This window comes from Pseudomonas sp. NPDC089407 (genome assembly GCF_044900445.1).
Lineage (GTDB): Bacteria > Pseudomonadota > Gammaproteobacteria > Pseudomonadales > Pseudomonadaceae > Aquipseudomonas.
In genome coordinates this window covers 1-16,358 of record NZ_JBJDNB010000060.1, presented here as the reverse complement: position 1 = coordinate 16,358, position 16,358 = coordinate 1, and the positions used below count along the sequence as shown (strand labels likewise).

Here is a 16,358-nt window from a genome sequence, read left to right as displayed (position 1 = left end):
AGTGTGGGGTTTCCCCATGTGAGAGTAGGTCATCGTCAAGATTCATTTCGCAAAACCCCTATCTGCGCATGCAGGTAGGGGTTTTGTCTTTGTGGGCCGAAAAATCTCGAGCCGTACGCAGATCCTCGGTCATGCCCGATTCCCTGTGGGAGATCACCCAGCCCTTCCGGGCTGCGCTGTCTCGCAGAGAACAATGGCCATTGTGGGAGCGGGCTTGTCCCGCGAAGAAGGCAGCCCGGTGTCTGGCACCGGCTTTGCCGGTGTTCGCGGGACAAGCCCGCTCCCACAAGTTTCGCTAAATCAATAAGTTAGAGTTTGTTCTATGAGAGCGGGCGAGCCCGCGAAGAATCCAACGCGGTGCATGGCACCGGCTTCGCCGGTGTTCGCGGCTAAAGCCGCTCCTACAGGGACCGCGTAAACAGGTGAGGAGCCTGCTGGCATTCGGCCCTTTAACGCCCGCGTGATATCGTTCCCCCTCAGCCCCAAGCGCCTGCCAGAGACCTCCCGATGCTCACCACCACCCATCTCCACCCCGGCTTCATGATCGTTCACGGCAACCGCCTCGACGACCTGCGCAGCCTGGTAGTGAGCTGGATGCGTCGCTACCCCCTGGCGCCGCTGGAAAACGAAATCGCTTTGGTGCAAAGCAACGGTATCGCCCAATGGCTGAAACTGGCTCTGGCCGAAGACCCGCTGGAAGATGACCTGGGCGGCTGTGGCATCGCCGCTGCAATCGACGTGCAGCTGCCCGGCAGCTTCATGTGGCAGCTGTACCGCAGTGTGCTGGGCCGCGACGAAATTCCCGAGGTGTCGTTGCTTGACAAGGCCCCACTGACCTGGCGCCTGATGCGCCTGCTGCCAGCCCTGATCGAGCGCCCGCATTTCGAGCCGCTGCGCCGCTTCCTCACCGACGACAGCGACCTGCGCAAGCGCTACCAGCTCTCCGAGCGCCTGGCCGACCTGTTCGACCAATATCAGGTCTACCGCGCCGATTGGCTCAAGGACTGGGCTGCCGGCGAGCACATCCTCAACACTGCCCGTGGTGAGCGTAAAGCGCTGCCGCCGGGTAACCGCTGGCAGGCGGAGCTATGGCGGGCCCTGCTGGAAGATGTCGGTGAACAGGGTATGGCCCAGAGCCGAGCCGGTGTGCATCAACGCTTCATCGAACGGATAAACAGCCTTGAACAGGCCCCCCCCGGGCTGCCACCGCGCGTCATCGTGTTCGGTGTTTCCTCGCTACCCGCCCAGGCCCTGGAAGCGCTGGCAGGCCTGGCGCGGTTCAGCCAGGTGCTGCTGTGCGTGCACAACCCCTGCCGTCACCACTGGGCAGACATCGTTGCCGACAAGGACCTGCTGCGCCATCAGTACAAACGCCAGCAACGCAAGCAAGGCATGCCCCTGCAACTGGACGACCAGTCGCTGCACCAGCATGCCCACCCGTTGCTGGCCGCCTGGGGTAAGCAAGGCCGCGACTACATCAACCTGCTCGACAGCTATGACGACCCGGGCAGCTATCAAGGCGTGTTCAGCGATGGCCGCATCGACCTGTTCAGTGACGGCTCCCCCACCACGCTACTCAACCAACTGCAGGACGATATCCTGGAGCTGCGCCCGCTCGCCGAAACCCGCGAGCTTTGGCCGCCAGTCGACACGGCAAAGGACCGTTCGATCCGATTCCACGTAGCCCACAGCCCGCAACGCGAAGTGGAAATCCTCCACGACCAGCTGTTGGCCCGCTTCAGCGCCGACCCCACTTTGCGCCCGCGTGACGTGATCGTCATGCTGCCGGCCATCGACACCTACGCACCGCATATCCGTGCTGTGTTTGGCCAGTTGCAACGCAACGACCCGCGCTACATCCCGTTCACCCTGACCGATCAGGGCCAGCGTGGCCGCGAGCCTTTGCTGATCGCCCTCGAACACCTGCTAAAACTGCCCGACAGCCGTTTCGCGGTCAGTGAGGTGCTCGATCTGCTGGACGTACCGGCACTGCGCGCCCGCTTCGGCATTCGTGAAAACGACTTGCCCACCCTGCACCGCTGGATCGAGGGCGCAGGCATTCGCTGGGGCCTCAACGCCGAGCAGCGGGCCAGCCTGGGCTTGTCTGCCGGGCTTGAGCAGAACAGTTGGCGCTTCGGCCTGCGGCGCATGCTGCTCGGTTATGCAGTGGGTGTTGGTGAGGCTTGTGATGGCATCGAACCCTACGATGAAATCGGGGGGCTCGATGCCGCCCTGATCGGCCCACTGGTCGCCCTGCTCGATGCGCTCGACGTCGCCTGCCAGGCCTTGTCCGAGCCTGCCACCGTCGGCCAGTGGGGCGAGCGCCTGCATGCCCTGTTGCAAGTGTTCTTCCTCGCCGAGGGCGAGCATGACGAGTTCCTGGTGATGCAGTTGCAGGACCTGCGCGACAGCTGGCTTGAGGTGTGCGAGGCCGTGGGCCTGCAAGATCCGTTGCCGCTGACCGTGGTACGCGAAGCCTGGCTGTCAGGCTTGGACCAGGGCAAGCTGTCGCAACGCTTCCTCGCTGGCTCGGTTAATTTCTGCACCCTCATGCCCATGCGGGCTATCCCGTTCCGGGTGGTCTGCCTGCTGGGCATGAACGATGGCGACTACCCGCGTGCGCAGCAGCCGCTAGACTTCGACTTGATGGCCAGCGACTACCGCCCCGGGGACCGCTCACGTCGCGAAGACGACCGCTACCTGTTGCTCGAAGCGCTGCTGTCGGCACGTGACCAGCTGTATGTCAGTTGGGTCGGGCGCAGTATTCGCGATAACAGCGAACGCCCGGCCTCGGTGTTGATTGGCCAGTTGCGCGACCACATCGCCGCGGGCTGGCAGTTGGATGGCGCGGAGCAGGGGCAGCCAGAGCAACCGGGCGAGCAACTGTTGCACGCCCTGACCCAGGAGCATCCGCTGCAACCGTTCAGCCCACGATACTTTCAGAAGGGCAGCCCGCTGTTCAGCTTTGCCCACGAATGGCAGCTGTTGCACCAGCAAGGCGAGGACGAGGAGCAGAAAGACCCCGGCCTGCCACCTTATGACGACGATGAAGCCCTAAGCCTGACGCAACTGAATGACTTCCTGCGCCACCCGGTGCGGCACTTCTTCAGCCAGCGCCTGAAGGTGTACTTCGAAGCACTGGAAGCGCCGACCCCGGACGAAGAACCCTTCGTCCTCGACACCCTGCAACGCTACGGCGCCAGCGAAAGCCTGCTTGGCGCCGCCCTGGCCGAGCCAGACAATGCCGAACTGGCGCTGCGGGCCCAGGCCCGGCGCCTGCAAGCTTGCGGCTTGCTGCCACTGGCCGGGTTCGGCGAGCTGCTGCAAAGCGAGTTGATCGAACCCCTCCCCGACCTGCTACAGCGCCATCAGCAACTGTTGCAGCGCTGGCCACAGCTGGTCGAGGGCGCCTTGCCGATTCATTTCGTACACGGCCGGCACCGTCTGGAAGGCTGGCTGGGCCGGGTATTCCAGGCCGATGACCAGAGCCTGCTCAGCATCACCACGGTACCCAACACCATCAGTGCCGGGCGCAACAACCTCAAATGGCACCGGTTGATCGCGCCTTGGGTCACGCACCTGGCGGCCTGCGCGGCGGGTTACCCCTACAACAGTGCGCTGGTAGCCAGCGACCTGACCCTGTTGCTTGCGCCGCTGCCGCAAGAAACGGCTGCGCAGCTGCTGGGAGACCTGCTGGTGGCCCGTCAGGCCGCAATGAACGCGCCACTGTCGGTCGCTGCCAAGACCGCATTTGCCTGGCTGGCCCAGGACGATGCCGACAAGGCCCTGGCCGCCGCCGCCCGTGCCTATGAGGGCGATGAACGCACCCGCTTCGGCGAGCGCAGCGAAAGCATTGCCCTGGCCCGGCAGTTCCGCGATTTCGCCGCGCTAAGCGCTGACGAAACCTTTGAAGGCTGGTGCGAAACCTTGTACCGCCCATTGTTCACCGCCCCCTGGCAAACCCTGGGCAACCCGGAGAAAGGCGCATGACCCAGGTCCGTCCCCTGGCACTGAGTTTCCCCCTGCATGGCAGCCAGTTGATCGAGGCCAGTGCCGGCACCGGCAAGACTTTCACCATTTCGGCGCTGTACCTGCGCCTGATCCTCGGTCACGGTGGCGAGCAGGGTTTCGAGCGCGAGTTGCTGCCACCGCAGATTCTCGTGGTGACTTTCACCGACGCCGCCACCAAGGAGCTGCGCGAACGTATCCGCGCCCGCCTGGCGGAAGCCGCACGGTTTTTCCGTGGCGAACTGGAAGGCGCCGACCCGCTGCTGCACCAATTGCGTGACGATTACCCTGAAGAGGCCTGGCCGCGTTGTGCCGGGCGCCTGGAAATTGCCGTGCAGTGGATGGACGAAGCGGCGGTTTCGACCATTCACGGCTGGTGCCAGCGCATGCTGCGCGAGCACGCTTTTGACAGCGGCAGCCTGTTTACCCAGACCCTGGAGACCGACCATAGCGAGTTGCTGGGCCAGGTCATGCGCGATTACTGGCGGCGCTTCTGCTACAGCATGCAGGGTGACGCGCTGGCCTGGGTGCGCGGCCACTGGGGCAGCCCCGACGCCTTGCTACCGCGTATTCGCCCGCTGTTCGGGCGCGTGCGTGCCCAGCAGGACGGGCCAGAACCGGCGGCACTGATCCAGGCATCGTTGCAGCAACGTGGCGAACAGCTGGCCCGGCTCAAGGCGCCATGGGCGCAGTGGGCTGAAGAGTTGCGACAGATCTGTCGCGATGCGCTGGCAGCCAAGCAGGTCGATGGCCGCAAGATGCAGGCGCGGTATTTTGAGCCGTGGTTCGACAAGCTTTGCGCCTGGGCAGGTGATGAACAACAGGTGGAACTCGACCTGGGAACCGGCTTCGCCCGGCTGACACCGGCCGGCATGGCCGAGGCCTGGAAGGGCGAACCACCCGAGCACCCGGCCCTGAATGCCATGCAGACCTTGCCGCAACAACTGCAAGCGTTGGACAGCCCGGATGCGCCCTTGCTTGAGCACGCAGCCAACTGGGTGTCGGCACGTTTTGAAGTGGAGAAGCGCCGACGCGCCGAAATGGGCTTCGACGACATGCTCGTGCGCCTGCAGCACGCCTTGGCCAGCGAGGCCGGCGAGCGCCTGGCCGGGCTGATCCGCGAGCAGTTCCCGGTGGCGTTGATCGACGAATTCCAGGACACCGACCCGGTGCAGTACGGCATTTTCGAGCGCATCTACCAGATCAGCGAAAACTGCCCGGAAACCGGCCTGTTCATGATCGGCGACCCCAAGCAGGCGATCTACGCTTTCCGTGGCGCCGACATCTACACCTACCTCGCCGCACGGCGTGCCACCCGTGGTCGGCTGCACAGCCTGGACACCAACTACCGCTCCAGCAAAGCCATGGTCGCGGCGGTCAACCAGGTGTTCCTGCAGGCCGAGGCGCGGGAAACGGGGCGCGGGGCATTCCTGTTTCGCGAGGCCCATGACAACCCGCTGCCGTTCATCGAAGTGCGCGCCAAAGGCCGTAGCGAGCAGTTGATGATTGACGGTGAAACCAGCGCAGCCCTGCAATGCTGGCAGCTGGAAAGCGAAGAACCGGTTTCCAGCACGGTCTACCGCCAGCAGCTGGCAGCTAGCTGTGCCAGCCATATCGTCGCCTTGCTCAATGGCGGCCAGCAAGGCACGGCCGGCTTCCGGAATGCCGACGGCGAACTGCGCCCGTGCCTGCCTTCGGACATCGCCATCCTGGTGCGTGATGGCCATGAAGCGCAAATGGTCCGCGCCGAGCTGGCCGCGCGTGATGTGCGCAGCGTGTACCTGTCCGACAAGGACTCGGTGTTCGCCGCGCAAGAAGCCCACGACCTGCTGGCCTGGCTCAAGGCCTGCGCCGAGCCCGACTCGGAACGCCTGCTCAAGGCCGCCTTGGCCAGCCTTACCCTTGGCCTGTCGCTAGCTGCGCTGGACCGCCTGAACCAGGACGAACGGGTGTGGGAAGGCTGGGTCATGCGTTTTCGCCACTACCGCGACACCTGGCAGCGCCAGGGTGTGCTGCCGATGCTGCGCCGCCTGCTGCATGACTTTCAGCTACCGCGCACGCTGATTCGCCGCACCGATGGCGAACGGGTACTGACCAACCTGCTGCACCTCGCCGAACTGCTGCAGCAGGCCGCCGGCGAACTGGACGGCGAACAGGCGCTGATTCGGCACCTGGCCGAGCACCTGGCCAGTTCCGGCCAGGCAGGTGAAGAACAGATTCTACGGCTGGAAAGTGATGAGCAGCTGGTCAAGGTGGTAACCATCCACAAATCCAAGGGCCTGGAATATCCCTTGGTCTACCTGCCATTCATCTGCACCAGCAAGCCTGTCGACGGCAGCCGCCTGCCGTTGGCCTGGCACGATAGCGAGGGCAATGCGCACCTTACCCTGACGCCCAACCCGGAACAGATCGAGCGCGCCGACGACGAGCGCCTGGCTGAAGACCTGCGCCTGCTCTACGTGGCCCTGACCCGCGCCCAGCATGCCAGCTGGCTGGGTGTCGCCGACCTCAAGCGTGGCAACCAAAAGAGCTCGCAGCTGCACCGCTCGGCCTTCGGCTACCTGCTGGGTGGTGGCCTTCCCCTGGCCGCCTCGACGCAGTTGAACGACTGGTTGCAGGCCTTGGCGGCAACGTGCCCGTACATCACCTGCCCGGGCCTGCCGCAGGCGGATGAGCAGGTGTATCGCATGCCGCACGCTGAACGCGAGCTGCTGCCGGCACGCAAGCCACGCCGGGCTGCCGCCGAGCACTGGTGGATTGCGTCTTACAGTGCCCTGCGCGTGGGTGACCAGACCCTCGGGGCCGATAGCTCACAGGCCCAGCAACTGCTGGATGACGAGGTGGTCGATGCCCAGCTGCTGCGCGAAGTCCCGGCCGACAGCGGTGATATCCACCGCTTCCCGCGTGGGCCGAACCCCGGCACCTTCCTGCATGGTTTGCTGGAATGGGCAGGCCGCGAAGGTTTCAGCCAGATCAGCGGTAATCCGCAACTGATCGAACGAACCGTTGGCCAGCGTTGCAACCGTCGCGACTGGACCGGCTGGATCCCCACCCTCAGCCAATGGATGCAGCGCTTGCTGGGTGAGGCGCTGCCTCTGCCGGGCAGCGAACAGCGCGTGACACTGGGGCAACTGCGTCATTACCAGATCGAAATGGAATTCTGGTTCGCCAGCCACCGGGTCGACGCCGAACAACTCGACCGCCTGGTGGCACGCCATACCCATAAGGGGCTGGCGCGCCCGGCGGCGCAGCCCACCGTGCTCAACGGCATGTTCAAGGGCTTCATCGACCTGGCGTTCGAGCTGGACGGGCGTTATTACGTTACCGACTACAAGTCCAACTGGCTGGGCCCGGACATCCAGGCATACGACGCCCTGGCCATGGAAAAGGCCATTCTTGAGCACCGTTACGACCTGCAGTACGTGCTGTACCTGTTGGCCCTGCATCGCCAGCTGCGCGCGCGCCTGCCGGATTACGATTACGACCGTCATGTTGGCGGTGGCCTGTTCATCTTCCTGCGCGGTGCCAGCAGCAGTGGCCATGGCGTGTACTACGTCAAGCCACCGCGCGAGCTGATCGAAAGCCTCGATGCACTGTTCCGTGGCGAGCACCCGCCGGTACAGCAGGACCTGTTTGCCGGAGCCGAGTTATGAGCCGCAGCCTTGTCGACCTGTTGCCCACCCCGTTGCACGCCGAGCACCTGCTGGCGCTGGCGCCGCAGCGTGACAGCGGCGACCTGCTGCAACTGCTTGATCGCTGGGTAGAGCGCGGCTGGCTGCGTGCGCTGGACCGTGCATTCGTGTCGTTCCTCGAAGAGCGTGCGCCCGGCAGCGACCCTCTACTGTTGCTGGCGGCGGCATTGGCCAGCCACCAACTGGGCCATGGTCACGTTTGCCTCGACCTGCAGCAAACCTTGGCCGAGCCTGACTTTGCCCTGTCGTTGCCGCCGGAAGGCGATGCCCTGACCGGCCCTCTGTTGCTGCCATCGCAACTGCTGGCCAACCTCGATTTGAATGCCTGGCGCCAGCGCATCGCTGCCAGCCCACTGGTTGCCGCTGGCGATACACCAGGCCAGCAGGCACGGCCGCTGGTGCTCAGTGGCGAGCGCCTGTACCTGCGCCGTTACTGGAGCTACGAGCGGCGCATCGACCATACCTTGCGCGAGCGCCTGACACAGGCTGAAGCACCGCCAGCTGACCTGCCAGAACGCCTGGCCCGACTGTTCGAGGGAGGGGCACCCGCCGGGCAGGTGGACTGGCAGAAGCTTGCCTGTGCGCTGGCCACACGGGCTGGCTTCAGCATCATCACCGGCGGCCCCGGCACCGGTAAGACCACCACCGTGGTGCGCCTGCTGGCGTTGCTGCAAGCACCGGCAGTGGAGCAGGGCAGGCCGCTGCGCATCCGCCTGGCGGCCCCGACCGGCAAGGCCGCTGCGCGCCTGACCGAATCGATTGGCCAGCAGGTCGAACGCCTGCAAGTCAGCGCCGACGTGCGCGGGCAGATCCCGACCGAAGTCAGTACCGTGCACCGCCTGCTCGGTAGCCGCCCGGGCTCGCGGCACTTCCGCCACCACGCCGGCAACCCGCTGCCGTTGGATGTACTGGTGGTCGATGAAGCGTCGATGATCGACCTGGAAATGATGGCCAACCTGCTCGATGCCCTGCCGCCACGGGCACGTCTTGTCCTGCTGGGTGACAAGGACCAACTGGCCTCGGTCGAGGCGGGTGCGGTGCTGGGCGACCTGTGTCGGGACGCCGAGGAAGGCTATTACTCACCGGCGACCGCCGCGTGGCTTGAACAGATCAGTGGCGAGTCCCTGGCCGGCAGCGGCCTCAAGACGGGGGATCAACAGCGCCATCCGCTGGCCCAGCAAGTGGTGATGCTGCGGTTTTCACGGCGTTTTGGCGAAGGCAGCGGCATTGGCCAACTGGCCCGATGGGTTAACCGCCAGGACTCCCACGCGGCGCGCAACCTGCTGGCTACCCCGCCGGCTGACGTGCACAGCCTGGCCCTCAAGCACGAGCAGGACCGCGCCTTCGACCGCCTGCTGCTAGACGGCCTCAACCGCGGCAGTGAAGGCCCGCAAGGTTACCGTAGCTACCTGCGCACCCTTGGCCGCTACCGCCCGTCGCTCGATACCGCTTTTGACGACCCCGCCTGGGAGCAATGGGCGGGCAAGGTGTTGCTCAGCTTTGAAGACTTCCAGTTGCTATGCGCGGTACGCCGCGGCGCCTGGGGTGTTGAAGGCCTCAACGAGCGGGTGGCGCGGGTGCTGCACAATGCCGGGCTGATCGACAGCCAGCAGCCGTGGTACGAAGGTCGCCCGGTACTGGTAACCCGCAACGACTACGGCCTGGGCCTGATGAACGGCGACATCGGCATTGCCCTGCGCCTGCCCGACGAGCGTGGCGAGCCGCTGCTGCGCGTGGCCTTCCCGCGTAACGACGGCAGCGGCGGGGTGCGTTTCGTTCTGCCCAGTCGGCTCAACGAAGTGGAGACGGTGTTTGCCATGACCGTGCACAAGTCCCAAGGCTCGGAATTCGGCCACACCGCACTGGTGCTGCCGGATGCGCTTAACCCGGTGCTGACCAAGGAACTGGTATACACCGGCATCACCCGCGCCAAGCATTGCTTCAGCCTGGTTGAGCCGCGGCAGGGCATTTTCGAATCGGCGGTAGCGCGCAAGGTAAGGCGAATTTCGGGGTTAATGCTCGAACAGGTCTGATAGCGGACGCGGTCCCTTGTAGGAGCGGCCTTGTGTCGCGATCGGGCCGCATAGCGGCCCCCGGATATCAGCAGTGCAGCAGATATCGAGGGGCTGCTGTGCAGCCCTTTCGCGACACAAGGCCGCTCCTACAGGGATTGCGTACACCTCAGAGACCAGTGTCTCTCCTACACGGGTGCGGCCATGTGCTATCGTTGCGCCGATACCGCAAAGGACCTGAGAGACCCCCACATGCACGTGGCCGCAAGGCGAGTGACAAGCTGTGCGCTTTCGCTATTGCTGGCCGTCCTGTTCCTTTCTACAGGCCCCGCCCGGGCAGAATCCGCTACAACCGCCGCCCAGGCGCAGCAACGCGCCAAGGCCGTCACCCAGGTGGTTCTGGGTATCTTCAGCTACGCCCGCTGGCCCGTCGAACCTTCACCCTTGCGCCTGTGCCTGGTCGGCCCGACCGAATACGCCGACGACCTGATCAAGGGCCATGTGCAGGAATCCGGCCGCCCGTTGCAGGTTAAGCGCCTGCTGGCAGACGACAGTCAGGTCGCCCAGGCCTGCGACGCCATCTATATCGGCAAGCTCGACCAAGGCCAGCGCGACAAACTGTTCGAACGCGTCAGCGGCCACCCGGTGCTGAGCATCAGCGAGGCGAACGACCCGTGCACGGTCGGTAGCCTGTTCTGCCTGCGGGTCAGCGACCAGCAGGTGGCCTTCGAGGTCAACCTCGACTCGGTGGCGCGTTCCGGTGTGCGTATTCACCCCAGCGTGCTGCAACTGTCGCGGCGCCGGGCGGTGCAGCCATGAAACCGACCCGCAAACGCGGCGTGCGCCCGACCCTGCGCTCGGTGTTGGGCCGTGGCCACCTTAGTGTCGCCCTGCTCGCCGTGGGCCTGGCGGGTGTCTCGCTGACCCTGCTCGGCGTGCTGGCCCTGCGTGTGTATGCCAACCACAACCTGCAACTGATTGCCCGCTCGATCAATTACACCGTCGAGGCGGCCGTGGTGTTCGATGACAGCGCTGCGGCCAATGAGTCGCTGGCGCTGATTGCAAGTCGCGAGGAAGTGGCCGAGGCCAAGGTATTCAACAACGAAGGCGAGCAGCTGGCGCACTGGCAGCGCGGCGATACCGGCATGCTCGCCCAGCTGGAAGTGCAGGTCGCCACCGCCTTGCTGGATGAGCCAGTCAATCTGCCGATCATGCACCAGCAACAACAGGTCGGGCACATTGAACTGGTCGGTCAGGGGCGTAGCCTGTTGCTGTTCCTGCTGAGTGGCGTGGCCGGCATCCTGTTCTGCACGATCCTCAGTGCCTTGGCGGCTCAGTACCTGTCGCGGCGCATGCTCAGTGACATTACCCGCCCGCTACGCGGCCTGGCCAGTGTCGCCCACGCTGCCCGTCGCGAGCGCAGTTTCGACCGACGCGTGCCGGAAGCGGCGATTGCCGAGCTCAACGAGCTGGGCAATGACTTCAACGCCCTGTTGGACGAACTGGAGGTGTGGCAGAGCCACCTGCAGAACGAAAACCAGACCCTGGCCCACCTGGCCAGCCACGACAGCCTCACCGGCCTGCCCAACCGTGCCTTCTTCGAAGGGCGCCTGAGCCGCAGCATGCGCAATGCGACACGCCAGCAGGAGCACCTGGCGCTGCTGTTCCTCGACAGCGACCACTTCAAGCAGATCAACGACACCCTTGGCCACGCCGTGGGTGACGAAGTGCTGATCAGCGTGGCCGACCGCGTGCGCGCGCAGCTGCGTGAGCACGACCTGGTGGCGCGCCTGGGCGGCGACGAGTTCGCCGTGCTGCTGACGCCTTTGCATACCCGCCGCGACGCCGAGCACATTGCCGAAAAGATCGTGGCCAGCATGAAGCTGCCGGTGCAGCTGGACAGTGGCCGCAGTATCGCCACTTCACTGAGTGTCGGTATTGCCTATTACCCGGATGACGGCACTGACCCCGCCAGTCTTCTCAAGGCCGCCGATGCGGCGATGTACCAGGCCAAGCGCAAACGCCGTGGCCATTGGCAAGTGGCGCAGACGGAACGGTCCGCCACCGATATCAAGAACAGGAGTTGAACCCGTGATACAGGCTATACGTTTCCCCTTGTGGGCCTTGTTGCTCGCCATGCTGGCGCTGGCCGGCTGCCAGAGCACACCGCCCAAGGGCCTTACCCCCGAACAGATTGCCGTGCTCAAGCGCGAAGGCTTTACCCCCACCGATGAAGGCTGGGCTTATGACCTGTCTGGCAAGGTGCTGTTCGGCAGCGACCTGGACAGCCTCAACGGCCAGAGCCAGGCGATTGTCGAGCGCATTGGCAAGGCGCTGCTTGGCGTGGGTATCCGGGGCGTGCGAGTGGACGGGCATGCCGACTCATCCGGCAAGGCAGCCTATAACCAGCAACTCTCCGAGCGCCGCGCGCAGAGCGTGACCAAGGCCCTGGTCGGGGTTGGCATGCAGGCGCAGAACATCCAAAGCCGGGGCCTGGGCAGCAGCCAGCCGGTGGCGGACAACCGCACCAGCGCCGGGCGTACCGAAAACCGTCGCGTGTCCATCGTGGTCGCGTCCTACTGACCATTGCCCCACAGGCCAGCGCATCCTTCTCCTATGGGAGCGGGCGATGCGTTGCCTGGCACCGGCTGCGCCGGTGTTCGCGGGCACGCCCGCCCCCACAGGGTTTGTGTTGCGGTTCGGAATGTACGGTCAGTGTAGGAGCGGCCTTGTGTCGCGAAAGGGCTGCAGAGCAGCCCCAGCAATTGGTGTATCTGCGCTGAGATCCCGGGGCTGCTTTGCAGCCCGATCGCGACACAAGGCCGCTCCTACAGGTCTGCGTATGCCTTGAGTTCGGCGCAGATTTTGTGGGAGCTGGCTTGCCGGCGATGGGCTGCGCAGCAACCCCTTCATTCCTGAGCAAACCGCATCTCCCGCGTCTCACCCATCAACAACGGCGCATTCGCCTCGGTCACCCCACGTATGTAATCCCACAACAGGGTAATCCGCTTCAACTTCCTCAAATCCTCCCGGCAATACATCCAGAACTGCCGCGTCACCTCGATTTCCTCCGGCAACACCGTCACCAACCGCGGGTCCTGCGCCGCCAGGAAGCACGGCAGAATCGCCAACCCACGCCCCTGCAACGCCGCCGTGTACTGGGCAATCACGCTAGTACTGCGCAAATGCGCGTTGGCGTTGGGAATCAGGTTGGCCAGGTACAGCAGCTCCGAGCTGAACGCCAAATCATCCACATAGCTGATGAACGGGTGCCTGGCCAAATCCGCCACCTGGCGAATTGGCGCGTGGTTGTCCAGGTAATCCTGGGTCGCGTACAGCCGCAAGCGGTAGTCGCACAGCTTGCAGCACACATACGGCCCATGCTCCGGCCTTTCCAGGGCAATAACGATGTCGGCTTCGCGCTTGGACAGGCTGATGAAGTGCGGCAGCGGCAGGATATCCACCGAGATTGCCGGGTAGGCATCGACGAAGTGGCTGAGCTGCGGGGTGATGAAGAAGCTGCCAAAGCCCTCGGTGCAGCCCATGCGTACATGCCCCGACAACGCCACGCCGGACCCGGACACTTGCTCGCACGCCATGTGCAGCGTGCTTTCGATCGACTCGGCGTAGCCCAGCAAACGCTGGCCTTCGGCGGTGAGGACAAAACCATTGGTCCGCGATTTTTCGAACAGCAGGGTACCCAGCGCGCCTTCCAGCGAACTGATGCGCCGAGACACCGTGGTGTAGTCCACGCTCAACCGTTTGGCGGCGCTGCTGGCCTTGCGGGTGCGGGCCACTTCAAGGAAAAACTTCAAATCGTCCCAGTTGAGCGCGCTCAGGGATGTGAGGTCTTTTTGCATGATGATCCGGTTTTTTTGTGCGTTCTTGTAGGATGTTTGCACATCTATACTCGAAACAAGCCTCAGGACGCCACCTCGCGTTTGCCCGGCGCTGGCGATCTCGTCCCGACAATAATTCCAAGGAGAACGCAGATGAACGCACCGCAATCCCCCAGCAGCACCAAAGTCGAGCAGGTCAAACTGCTGATCGACGGCCAGTGGGTCGAGTCGAAAACCAGCGAATGGCGCGACATCGTCAACCCGGCCACCCAAGAGGTGCTGGCGCGCGTACCGTTCGCTACCGTCGAAGAAGTCGACGCTGCCGTGGCCGCTGCCCATCGCGCCTTCCAGACCTGGCGCAATACCCCGATCGGCGCGCGCATGCGCATCATGCTCAAGCTGCAGGCGCTGATCCGCGAACACACCAAACGCATTGCCCAGGTGCTCAGCGCCGAGCAGGGCAAAACCCTTGCTGACGCCGAGGGCGATATCTTCCGCGGCCTGGAAGTGGTGGAGCATGCCGCGTCCATCGGTACCCTGCAGATGGGCGAGTTTGCCGAGAACGTCGCTGGCGGTGTCGATACCTACACCCTGCGTCAGCCAATCGGCGTTTGCGCCGGCATCACCCCGTTCAACTTCCCGGCAATGATCCCGCTGTGGATGTTCCCCATGGCTATTGTCTGCGGCAATACCTTCGTGCTCAAACCGTCCGAGCAGGACCCGCTGTCGACCCTGCTGCTGGTCGAGCTGGCGCTGGAAGCCGGTGTACCGGCTGGCGTGCTGAACGTGGTGCACGGCGGCAAGCAAGTGGTGGATGCCATTTGCACACATCAGGACATCAAGGCGATTTCCTTCGTGGGCTCCACCGAAGTGGGTACTCACGTGTACAACCTCGGCAGCCAGCACGGCAAGCGCGTGCAATCGATGATGGGCGCCAAGAACCATGCGGTGGTGCTGCCTGATGCCAACCGCACGCAAACCATCAACGCCTTGGTCGGCGCCGCCTTCGGTGCGGCGGGCCAACGCTGCATGGCCACTTCGGTGGCGGTGCTGGTGGGCAAGGCTCGCGAATGGCTACCGGATATCAAGGACGCCGCCAGCAAGCTCAAGGTCAATGCCGGCTGCGAGCCAGGCACCGACGTGGGCCCGGTGGTTTCCAAGCGCGCCAAAGAGCGTGTACTGGGCCTGATCGAAAGCGGCATCAAGGAAGGCGCCAAGCTGGAGCTCGACGGCCGTGACGTCAAGGTGCCGGGCTACGAGCAAGGCAACTTCGTAGGCCCGACCCTGTTCTCCGGGGTGACGACCGACATGCAGGTGTACACCCAGGAAATCTTCGGCCCGGTGCTGGTGACCCTGGAGGTCGATACCCTCGACGAGGCGATCGCCCTGGTCAACGCCAACCCGTTCGGCAACGGCACCGGCCTGTTCACCCAAAGCGGCGCGGCAGCGCGCAAGTTCCAGAGCGAAATCGACATCGGCCAGGTCGGTATCAACATCCCGATCCCGGTACCGGTACCGTTCTTCAGCTTCACAGGCTCCCGTGGCTCCAAGCTCGGCGACCTCGGCCCGTACGGCAAGCAAGTGGTGCAGTTCTACACTCAGACCAAGACCGTTACCGCCCGCTGGTTCGATGACGACAGCGTCAACGACGGTGTGAACACCACCATCAGCCTGCGCTAAGGAGCACCTCATGCGTATTGCATTCATCGGCCTGGGCAACATGGGCGCGCCCATGGCCCGTAACCTGATCAAGGCCGGGCACCAGCTGAACCTGTTCGACCTGAACAAGACAGTGCTCGCCGAACTGGCCGAACTGGGTGGGCAGATCAGCCCGTCGCCCAAGGACGCGGCAGCCAACAGCGAACTGGTGATCACCATGCTGCCGGCTGCTGCCCATGTGCGCAGCGTGTACCTGAACGAAGACGGTGTGCTGGCCGGCATTCGCCCCGGCACCCCCACTGTGGACTGCAGCACCATCGACCCGCAGACCGCGCGTGATGTGTCCAAGGCCGCAGCGGCCAAGGGCGTGGACATGGGCGACGCGCCGGTGTCCGGTGGTACGGGTGGCGCGGCGGCCGGCACCCTGACGTTCATGGTCGGGGCCAGCGCCGAGCTGTTTGCCAGCCTCAAGCCGGTCCTGGAGCAGATGGGTCGCAACATCGTGCACTGCGGTGAGGTCGGTACCGGTCAAATCGCCAAGATCTGCAACAACCTGCTGCTGGGTATCTCGATGATCGGCGTGTCCGAGGCCATGGCCCTAGGTAACGCGCTGGGCATCGATACCAAGGTGCTGGCCGGCATCATCAACAGCTCGACCGGACGTTGCTGGAGCTCGGACACCTACAACCCGTGGCCGGGCATTATCGAGACCGCGCCGGCATCCCGTGGCTACACCGGTGGCTTTGGCGCCGAGCTGATGTTGAAGGACCTGGGGCTGGCGACCGAAGCGGCACGCCAGGCCCACCAACCGGTGATCCTCGGTGCCGTGGCCCAGCAGCTGTACCAGGCCATGAGCCTGCGCGGCGAGGGCGGCAAGGACTTCTCGGCCATCGTCGAGGGTTATCGCAAGAAAGATTGATGCAAGAGGTGGGCTTCATCGCGGGCCAGGCGGCCTTCCCTCTGTAACTGCGCACCAGAGGGCAGGGCGCTTGAACCGCGATTTTTTTTCGTCCACGCCTACAGGCATTACGCGGTCGTTGTAGGAGCGGGTTTACCCGCTCTCATAGAACAAACTCTAACTTATTGATTTAGCGAAACTTGTGGGAGCGGGCTTGTCCCGCGAACACCGGCAAAGCCGGTGCCAGACA

Annotated in this window: 9 protein-coding genes; 8 read left to right on the top strand and 1 reads right to left on the bottom strand. The window is 64.3% G+C overall.

Going from position 1 to position 16,358, the window contains the following annotated elements:
* The first annotated feature begins 507 nt into the window (after window positions 1-507).
* The 6 genes from recC to ACI2KG_RS28575 all read left to right on the top strand — a co-directional run bounded on the left by recC (window position 508) and on the right by ACI2KG_RS28575 (window position 12,295).
* Window positions 508-3,990: an exodeoxyribonuclease V subunit gamma gene (gene recC, locus ACI2KG_RS28600; protein WP_404664209.1), complete on the top strand. Its 3,483-nt coding sequence runs from the start codon at window positions 508-510 to the stop codon at window positions 3,988-3,990.
* The gene (gene recB / locus ACI2KG_RS28595; RefSeq protein WP_404664208.1) at window positions 3,987-7,661 is read left to right on the top strand and encodes an exodeoxyribonuclease V subunit beta; all 3,675 of its coding nucleotides are present in this window, start codon (window positions 3,987-3,989) and stop codon (window positions 7,659-7,661) included. Before recC ends, recB begins: the two co-directional genes overlap by 4 nt.
* Window positions 7,658-9,733: an exodeoxyribonuclease V subunit alpha gene (gene recD / locus ACI2KG_RS28590; protein WP_404664207.1), complete on the top strand. Its 2,076-nt coding sequence runs from the start codon at window positions 7,658-7,660 to the stop codon at window positions 9,731-9,733. The genes recB and recD overlap by 4 nt, the downstream gene beginning before the upstream one ends.
* A gap of 231 nt (window positions 9,734-9,964) precedes the next feature.
* Window positions 9,965-10,531, top strand: coding sequence for a YfiR family protein (locus ACI2KG_RS28585; RefSeq protein WP_404664206.1), 567 nt, complete (start codon window positions 9,965-9,967; stop codon window positions 10,529-10,531).
* Window positions 10,528-11,799 carry a diguanylate cyclase domain-containing protein gene (locus ACI2KG_RS28580; RefSeq protein ID WP_404664205.1) on the top strand — a complete coding sequence of 424 codons (1,272 nt, stop codon included), beginning with the start codon at window positions 10,528-10,530 and terminating at the stop codon, window positions 11,797-11,799. Before ACI2KG_RS28585 ends, ACI2KG_RS28580 begins: the two co-directional genes overlap by 4 nt.
* A gap of 4 nt (window positions 11,800-11,803) precedes the next feature.
* Window positions 11,804-12,295, top strand: coding sequence for an OmpA family protein (locus tag ACI2KG_RS28575; protein WP_404664204.1), 492 nt, complete (start codon window positions 11,804-11,806; stop codon window positions 12,293-12,295).
* Between the two features lie 326 nt (window positions 12,296-12,621).
* Here ACI2KG_RS28575 and ACI2KG_RS28570 read toward each other — a convergent pair whose 3' ends face one another.
* Window positions 12,622-13,572 (bottom strand): LysR family transcriptional regulator, encoded by a 951-nt coding sequence (locus ACI2KG_RS28570; protein ID WP_400614171.1) that lies wholly within the window; start codon window positions 13,570-13,572, stop codon window positions 12,622-12,624.
* A gap of 132 nt (window positions 13,573-13,704) precedes the next feature.
* Between ACI2KG_RS28570 and ACI2KG_RS28565 the strand changes: the two genes are divergently transcribed.
* Together ACI2KG_RS28565 and mmsB are read left to right on the top strand one after the other, a co-directional pair.
* Complete coding sequence (locus tag ACI2KG_RS28565; RefSeq protein WP_400614174.1) at window positions 13,705-15,231, top strand: CoA-acylating methylmalonate-semialdehyde dehydrogenase; 1,527 nt, start codon at window positions 13,705-13,707, stop codon at window positions 15,229-15,231.
* A gap of 10 nt (window positions 15,232-15,241) precedes the next feature.
* Window positions 15,242-16,129 (top strand): 3-hydroxyisobutyrate dehydrogenase, encoded by an 888-nt coding sequence (gene mmsB, locus ACI2KG_RS28560; protein WP_404664203.1) that lies wholly within the window; start codon window positions 15,242-15,244, stop codon window positions 16,127-16,129.
* Window positions 16,130-16,358 lie beyond the last annotated feature (229 nt).